A 7208-nucleotide genomic window follows, 5' to 3' on the forward strand; every position below is an offset into this window, starting at 1 on the left:
TATTCGGGAAGTAGCTCAGCTTGGTAGAGTACTTGGTTTGGGACCAAGGGGTCGCAGGTTCGAATCCTGTCTTCCCGATTGAGAGTTTTCTCAAATGTTGGCGGTGTAGCTCAGCTGGCTAGAGCGTCCGGTTCATACCCGGGAGGTCGGGGGTTCGATCCCCTTCGCCGCTATACTTGTTTTTATTTTGGGATTGACTTTGGACCTTTAGCTCAATTGGTTAGAGCACTCGGCTCATAACCGAGCGGTCGTAGGTTCGAGTCCTACAAGGTCCATATATTTTGGAGGATTACCCAAGTCTGGCTGAAGGGAACGGTCTTGAAAACCGTCAGGCGTGTAAAAGCGTGCGTGGGTTCGAATCCCACATCCTCCTTATAGTAAAATCGCGGGATGGAGCAGCTAGGTAGCTCGTCGGGCTCATAACCCGAAGGTCGTAGGTTCAAATCCTGCTCCCGCAATAATGTATATTAGTTTGGCTCGGTAGCTCAGTTGGTAGAGCAATGGATTGAAGCTCCATGTGTCGGCGGTTCGATTCCGTCTCGCGCCATTATTTATCAAGCGGGTGTAGTTTAGTGGTAAAACTACAGCCTTCCAAGCTGTTGTCGCGAGTTCGATTCTCGTCACCCGCTTTGTACTTTTTATTAGTACACATTACCAAGTTTTTCTTGGGCGCATAGCTCAGCTGGTTAGAGCGCACGCCTGATAAGCGTGAGGTCGGTGGTTCGAGTCCACTTGTGCCCATATATAGACTGGAGAATTACTCAAGAGGCTGAAGAGGACGGTTTGCTAAATCGTTAGGTCGGGTAACTGGCGCAAGGGTTCGAATCCCTTATTCTCCGTACTATCTTAAACGAGATTATCTTTTGATATCTCGTTTTATTTTATTTTAATGGTCACGTGGGGACAGGGATGAAAAGATTCAGAATATCTCGTTTTATTTTTTTTATAATGCTGAGTTTGCTAGTTGTCATTGTTTTTCTTTTTATCTTTTTTAAAGGTTCAGCTAAAGCTTCTAATCTCACCTCTCCTATTAGTTTAGCTGTTTCAAAGGTGGATTATGTTATTTCGGCTCCATTTCGTTTTGTTAGTGGTGTTCAGGATAATGTTACTGACTTATTGAATACTTATTCTGAAAATAAGAGGTTAAAGGCTGAGATAAGTAAATCAAACAGTGAGTCTAATCTGCTTGTTATCTTGAAGGAAGAAAATGAAGCATTAAAAAATGAAATTGGTGTTGGCGATTCTGATAAGAAAAAAGTTGTTGGTAAGGTTATAGTGAGAAGCTCAGCTTCTTGGTATGATTCTTTGAGAGTTGAAGTTAGTAAATCGGATTCTTTAGGAAAGAATATGCTAGTTTCTTCTAATGGGGGATTGATTGGTTCTGTAAAAAGTGTTGATGGTAACTCTATTAATGTTGATCTTTTGACAAAAGGTTCAAATTTGAGTATTCCTGTGAAGTTATTGGTTTCTAGTGGTGAAATTTATGGGGTATTGAAATCTTACCGATCAAGCGATAATCTTTTTGTGGTGTCTGAATTGAATTCTTCAGATGCTGTTGATGTTGGAAATTTAGTCGTTACTAGTGGTCTGGATGGTTCCTCGGTTTCAGATGTTCCTGTTGGAAAAGTTGTAAAAGTAACAGATTCTAAAGATAGCCTTGCGAGAAAAGTATATATTAAACCTATAGCGAATTTTGCAAAAATTTCCTATGTAACAATTATTGGTGACTAAATTGAAGTTTTATGGTAATAAATTTTTTCTAATCCTATTTTTTATTTTTCTTCTTTTACTAGATGGTCAGATTTCATTTTTGCTTAGTTCTTTTTTTAATTATCATTTCATGATTTCTAGTCAACTATTAATGTTAGTTGCTATGTTTTTGTATAAAGAACAGAGTGAAATTTTTACATTTTGTAGTTTTTGCCTGTTTGGATTTATTTTCGAAAGTTACTATTTAGGCGAGATTGGCATAATTACTGTTATTTTACCTGTCCTGATGCATTTAGTATTAAAATTGGACAAGCAATTTCTAAATAGTCCATTTCAAACTTTTTTAGTTTATGTAGTTCTTATATTTTCTTATAATATAACTTCCTACGTATTAGCAAGAGCTTATGGATGGGGGAATACTCCTCTCGCTCAGTTTGTTACCTACAGTTTGTGTCCTACTCTAATTTTTAATTTGTTGGTCTATGGAATCTGTCATAAGTTTCTTAGGAGGTTCATTTAGAGTAATCAAATTAATATTGATAAACATAAATGTAATAATTATGTAACACAAAAAGTCTGAATTTTTGATAGAATATTAGGTGTCTTATCGAAAAGGAGTAGTTTAATTTATATGAAAAAAAGAATTTTATCTGCTGTTCTTGTAAGTGGTGTGACACTTGGAGCAGCAACTGCAACAGCGCACGCTGATGATTTTGACTCAAAAATTGCTGCGCAAGATGCGGTTATTAACAATTTAAATGCTGAACAAGCAGCTGCGCAAAGCCAAGTCTCTGCTATTCAAGGTCAAGTCAGTGAGCTTCAAAATCAACAAGCTGAATTGGAAGCGGAAAACGCAAGGCTTGAAGCGGAATCACAAAAATTGGGTGAAGAAATTCAAGTACTTTCAAGTAAAATTGTTGCTCGTAATGAATCATTAAAGAAACAAGCGCGTAGTGCACAAAAGGGTAAAAATGCAACAAGTTACCTTAACACTGTTTTGAATTCAAAATCGGTTTCTGATGCTATTAATCGTGTAGTTGCGATTCGTGAAGTTGTTTCTGCTAATGAAAAAATGTTGGCTCAACAAGAAGCTGACAAGGCAGCAATTGAGGAAAAACAAAAGGAAAATCAAGAAGCAATTAATACCGTTATTGCTAATCAGGCAACAATCGAAGAGAACAAAAATGCTTTAGCTACACAACAGGCCGAATTGGAGGTTGCTCAATTGAACTTGTCAGCTCAATTGACATCTGCTCAAGAGGAAAAAGATAATTTAGTTTCTCAAAAAGCAGCAGCTGAAGAAGCAGCACGTCAAGCGGCAGCAGCTCAAGCAGCGGCTGAGGCTAAAGCGGCAGCTGAAGCTCAAGCTCAAGCAGAATCTGTTGCAGCAGCTCAAGCAGCAGTACAACAACAGCAAGCAGCAAGTCAAGCTACTGAATCAATTAGTGCTACATCAGCAGCTGCAACTGAGAGTCAAGCGAGTGCAGTTTCAACACAAGAAGCACAGCAAACGACAGCACAAGAGGCAACGACTACTAATCAAACAGCTGCAACTACAACAACTCAGTCTGCTCCTGCTGCACAGACTCAAACTGCTAAAGCAGCTTCTGCAAGTACGCAAACTGCTACTACACAAACAACAGCTAAACAAACTTATGGTACTGCTAATACTTATCCAGTTGGTCAATGTACTTGGGGTGTTAAGTCATTAGCACCTTGGGTTGGCGATTACTGGGGTAATGGTGGCCAATGGGCAGCAAGTGCAGCCGCAGCTGGTTACCGTGTTGGTTCAACACCTGCAGTTGGTTCAGTTGTCGTTTGGAATGATGGCGGATACGGTCACGTTGCTTATGTAACTGGTGTTCAAGGAAGTCAAATTCAGGTTATGGAAGCTAACTATGCTGGTAATCAATCAATCGGTAACTACCGTGGTTGGTTTAATCCAGGTTCTGTTTCATATATCTATCAAAATTAAAGATTTAAGGGACGGGTTTGCCTGTCTCTTTTTTATTGAAATGATTTTATTTTCATTGAAAAATAAGTTAAAAAAAGTTAAAATGATATAGGATTAAAACTTTGGAGGAAATAATGTCTTATTCTAACTTAAAGTTATTTGCGCTCTCGTCAAATAAGGAATTAGCTGAAAAAGTCGCTTCTACTATGGGAATCGAACTCGGCAAATCGACAGTGCGTCAATTTTCAGATGGTGAAATTCAAGTTAATATTGAAGAATCTATTCGTGGCAGCCATGTTTTTATTCTTCAGTCAACAAGCTCACCAGTTAATGATAACTTGATGGAAATTTTAATCATGGTTGATGCTCTTAAACGTGCTAGTGCAGAAACAATTAGCGTTGTGATGCCATATTATGGCTATGCTCGTCAAGACCGTAAGGCGCGTTCACGTGAGCCCATTACTTCTAAGTTAGTGGCAAATATGCTTGAGGTGGCTGGTGTTGATCGTCTCTTGACTGTTGACTTACATGCTGCTCAAATTCAAGGTTTCTTCGACATTCCTGTTGACCACTTAATGGGGGCACCACTGATTGCCGATTATTTTGATCGAGCTGGCTTAGTTGGTGATGATGTTGTTGTCGTCAGCCCCGACCATGGTGGTGTGACGCGTGCTCGTAAATTGGCGCAATTCCTCCAAACACCGATTGCCATTATTGATAAACGTCGTAGCGTTACTAAGATGAATACATCTGAAGTAATGAACATAATCGGTAATGTTGCTGGTAAAAAATGTATCTTGATTGATGATATGATTGATACAGCTGGTACTATTTGTCACGCTGCAGATGCTCTTGCTGAAGCCGGTGCAACAGCAGTTTATGCTTCATGTACTCATCCAGTTCTGTCAGGACCTGCACTTGATAATATTCAAAATTCAGCTATTGAAAAACTGATTGTTTTGGATACAATCTATCTTCCAGAAGAACGTTTGATTGATAAAATTGAGCAGATCTCAATTGCTGATTTGATTGCAGAGGCTATTATTCGTATTCATGAGAAACGTCCTTTGTCCCCTCTCTTTGAAATGGGAAATGCAAAATAATATAGAATCGTTGGATGTAATCCAGCGGTTTTATTTTTATCCACATGTGGATAAGTTTTCTTGAGGGAAATAGAACAGTCAGCTGTGGATAAGCCAGAAAAAGATGCTAATTGTCAGAATTTTATGTATAATAGAGATACTTATTTTTAAGGAGTGAAGGATATGGATTTAACAAAACGTTTTAATAAGAATTTGGGTAAAATTGAGGTGTCCTTAATTCGTCAGTTTGATCAATCAATCTCTGATGTCCCAGGTATTATGAAATTAACTCTGGGTGAGCCTGATTTTACAACGCCTGAACACGTGAAGGAAGCGGCAAAGGCAGCTATTGATGCCAATCAATCTCACTATACAGGTATGCCTGGTTTGCCAGGTCTGCGTCAAGCGGCAGCTGATTTTGTCAAGACTAAATACAATCTGTCCTACAGTCCAGAGAATGAAATCTTGGTAACTATCGGAGCAACGGAAGCCCTGTCTGCCACGCTAACAGCTATTTTGGAGCCTGGAGATGTGGTCCTGTTACCAGCACCAGCTTACCCTGGCTATGAACCGATTGCTAATCTTGTGGGAGCTGAGATCGTTGAAATTGATACAACGGCTAATGATTTTGTTTTGACGCCTGAGATGCTGGAAGAAGCCATCTTATCACAAGGAGACAAGCTTAAGGCGGTCTTGCTCAATTACCCAACTAATCCAACTGGTGTCACCTACTCGCGTGAACAAATTAAGGCTTTTGCAGATGTTCTTAAAAAATATGAAGTATTTGTGGTGTCTGATGAAGTTTATTCTGAATTGACTTACAATGAAGAAACGCATGTCTCCATCGCAGAGTATCTGCCTGAGCAGACTATTCTGATTAATGGTTTGTCTAAATCGCATGCCATGACGGGCTGGCGTATTGGGTTGATTTTTGCCCCAGCCGTCCTAGTAGCCCAGCTCATTAAGAGTCACCAGTACTTGGTAACAGCAGCCGCAACTATGGCACAATTTGCGGCCATTGAGGCCCTATCCGTAGGAAAAGATGATGCGCTGCCAATGAAGAAGGAATATCTCAAGCGTCGTGACTATATCATTGACAAGATGACAGCGCTTGGTTTCAAGATTATCAAGCCAGACGGTGCTTTCTACATCTTTGCTAAGATTCCTGCTGGCTATGAGCAAGATTCCTTCAAATTCTGTCAGGACTTTGCCCGTGAAAAAGCTGTGGCCTTCATTCCTGGCGTAGCTTTTGGTAAATATGGTGAAGGTTACGTGCGCCTGTCTTACGCAGCCAGCATGGACACCATCAGCACAGCCATGGATCGCCTAAAGGAATTTATGGAAGACCATGCAAACTAGGGAAACGCAGGGTCTTATTCTTTATAATCGCAATTATCGTGAGGATGATAAGCTAGTCAAGATTTTCACGGAGACCGATGGTAAGCGAATGTTTTTCGTGAAACATGCTGGTAAGTCCAAATTAAATGCGGTTATTCAGCCCTTAATGGTTGCCAACTTTATTGTAAAATTAAATGACAATGGTCTTTCTTACATTGAGGATTACAAGGAAGTAGAGCTTTACAAGCATATCAATGAGGACTTGTTCAGATTGTCCTATGCTAGCTACGTCGTAGCCTTGGCAGATGCGGCTATTTCAGACGGAGTGGCTGACCCCCACCTCTTTGTCTTTTTAAAGAAGACGCTGGAACTCATGGATGAAGGCTTGGATTATGAAATTCTGACCAATATTTTTGAAGTTCAGGTTCTGGATCGCTTCGGAGTTCGTCTGAATTTTCATGAATGTGCCTTTTGCCACAGAGATGGTCTACCGTTTGACTTTTCTCACAAGTATTCGGGCTTGCTTTGCCCGCAACATTATGAAAAAGATCAACATCGTAGTCATTTAGATCCCAATGTTCCTTATCTTTTGGATCGTTTTCAGACGGTTTCCTTTGAAGAATTGCGGAGCATCTCAGTTAAGCCAGAGATGAAGCGTAAGATTCGTCTGTTTCTGGATGAGATCTATGGTGACTATGTCGGTATTCATCTGAAGAGTAAGACGTTTATTGATGATCTTGATAAATGGGGACATCTGATGAAGAAGTAAGTACTTAAATGGAAAATCTTTTCTTCACTTATCCTAAAAAGTGTCTCACATTTTCCATATTTTTTGCCAACATGACATTAATGTCATGTTGGTTTTATTATGTGACTTTCAGTCCGTTTCGCTCCGCAGGTGCGAAACAAATAAACCACCCGCTATGCGGGTGCGCATCGCTGGTTATACCAAAAAAACTCCAAACGCGATACAATAAAGGTGTTCAAGCCTAATGTAAAGCGAAAGGAGCAAAATATGGCACAAAAGGCACATAGTTTATCTCACACAAAGTGGATGTGTAAATACCACATTGTGTTTACCCCTAAGTATAGACGAAAAGTAATCTATAATCAATATCGAAGTA

7 protein-coding genes and 9 tRNA genes are annotated in these 7208 nt (G+C 39.8%); all 16 read left to right on the top strand.

The annotated features are described in order from the left end of the window. Window positions 1-4: 4 nt before the first annotated feature. Window positions 5-78 (top strand) — tRNA-Pro (locus A3GS_RS0108765). A 21-nt stretch (window positions 79-99) separates the two neighbouring features. Further along, window positions 100-173: transfer RNA gene (locus A3GS_RS0108770), tRNA-Met, on the top strand. Window positions 174-201: 28 nt separating this feature from the next. Then, window positions 202-275, top strand: a tRNA-Ile gene (locus A3GS_RS0108775). Window positions 276-283: 8 nt separating this feature from the next. Further along, a tRNA-Ser gene (locus A3GS_RS0108780) sits at window positions 284-373 on the top strand. Between the two features lie 11 nt (window positions 374-384). Further along, window positions 385-458, top strand: a tRNA-Met gene (locus A3GS_RS0108785). A 16-nt stretch (window positions 459-474) separates the two neighbouring features. After that, window positions 475-547: transfer RNA gene (locus A3GS_RS0108790), tRNA-Phe, on the top strand. A gap of 11 nt (window positions 548-558) precedes the next feature. Beyond that, window positions 559-629: transfer RNA gene (locus A3GS_RS0108795), tRNA-Gly, on the top strand. Window positions 630-667: 38 nt separating this feature from the next. Continuing rightward, window positions 668-741, top strand: a tRNA-Ile gene (locus tag A3GS_RS0108800). Between the two features lie 10 nt (window positions 742-751). Continuing rightward, window positions 752-839: transfer RNA gene (locus A3GS_RS0108805), tRNA-Ser, on the top strand. A gap of 70 nt (window positions 840-909) precedes the next feature. Then, complete coding sequence (gene mreC / locus A3GS_RS0108810) at window positions 910-1731, top strand: rod shape-determining protein MreC (RefSeq protein WP_026216337.1); 822 nt, start codon at window positions 910-912, stop codon at window positions 1729-1731. Then, window positions 1724-2230: a rod shape-determining protein MreD gene (gene mreD, locus A3GS_RS13345; protein ID WP_040807717.1), complete on the top strand. Its 507-nt coding sequence runs from the start codon at window positions 1724-1726 to the stop codon at window positions 2228-2230. The genes mreC and mreD overlap by 8 nt, the downstream gene beginning before the upstream one ends. A 111-nt stretch (window positions 2231-2341) precedes the next feature. Continuing rightward, window positions 2342-3685 carry a CHAP domain-containing protein gene (locus A3GS_RS0108820; protein ID WP_018365042.1) on the top strand — a complete coding sequence of 448 codons (1344 nt, stop codon included), beginning with the start codon at window positions 2342-2344 and terminating at the stop codon, window positions 3683-3685. Window positions 3686-3798: 113 nt separating this feature from the next. Next, the gene (locus A3GS_RS0108825) at window positions 3799-4767 is read left to right on the top strand and encodes a ribose-phosphate diphosphokinase (RefSeq protein WP_018365043.1); all 969 of its coding nucleotides are present in this window, start codon (window positions 3799-3801) and stop codon (window positions 4765-4767) included. 162 nt (window positions 4768-4929) lie between these two features. After that, window positions 4930-6105, top strand: a complete 1176-nt coding sequence (locus tag A3GS_RS0108830) for a pyridoxal phosphate-dependent aminotransferase (protein ID WP_018365044.1) — start codon at window positions 4930-4932, stop codon at window positions 6103-6105. Continuing rightward, window positions 6095-6853 (top strand): DNA repair protein RecO, encoded by a 759-nt coding sequence (gene recO / locus A3GS_RS0108835; RefSeq protein ID WP_018365045.1) that lies wholly within the window; start codon window positions 6095-6097, stop codon window positions 6851-6853. The genes A3GS_RS0108830 and recO overlap by 11 nt, the downstream gene beginning before the upstream one ends. A gap of 246 nt (window positions 6854-7099) precedes the next feature. After that, window positions 7100-7208 (top strand): transposase (locus tag A3GS_RS12450; protein ID WP_026216338.1); only part of this gene is annotated, 109 nt, incomplete at its 3' end.

It is taken from the genome of Streptococcus caballi DSM 19004, from assembly GCF_000379985.1.
In the GTDB taxonomy this organism is placed as follows: Bacteria; Bacillota; Bacilli; order Lactobacillales; family Streptococcaceae; genus Streptococcus; species Streptococcus caballi.

What these genes read in the sequence shown, in the direction of transcription:
- mreC (WP_026216337.1), top strand. Translation starts at nt 910, where the DNA reads ATGAAAAGATTCAGAATATCTCGTTTTATTTTTTTTATAATGCTGAGT.
- A3GS_RS0108820 (WP_018365042.1), top strand. Translation starts at nt 2,342, where the DNA reads ATGAAAAAAAGAATTTTATCTGCTGTTCTTGTAAGTGGTGTGACACTT.
- A3GS_RS0108825 (WP_018365043.1), top strand. Translation starts at nt 3,799, where the DNA reads ATGTCTTATTCTAACTTAAAGTTATTTGCGCTCTCGTCAAATAAGGAA.
- A3GS_RS0108830 (WP_018365044.1), top strand. Translation starts at nt 4,930, where the DNA reads ATGGATTTAACAAAACGTTTTAATAAGAATTTGGGTAAAATTGAGGTG.
- recO (WP_018365045.1), top strand. Translation starts at nt 6,095, where the DNA reads ATGCAAACTAGGGAAACGCAGGGTCTTATTCTTTATAATCGCAATTAT.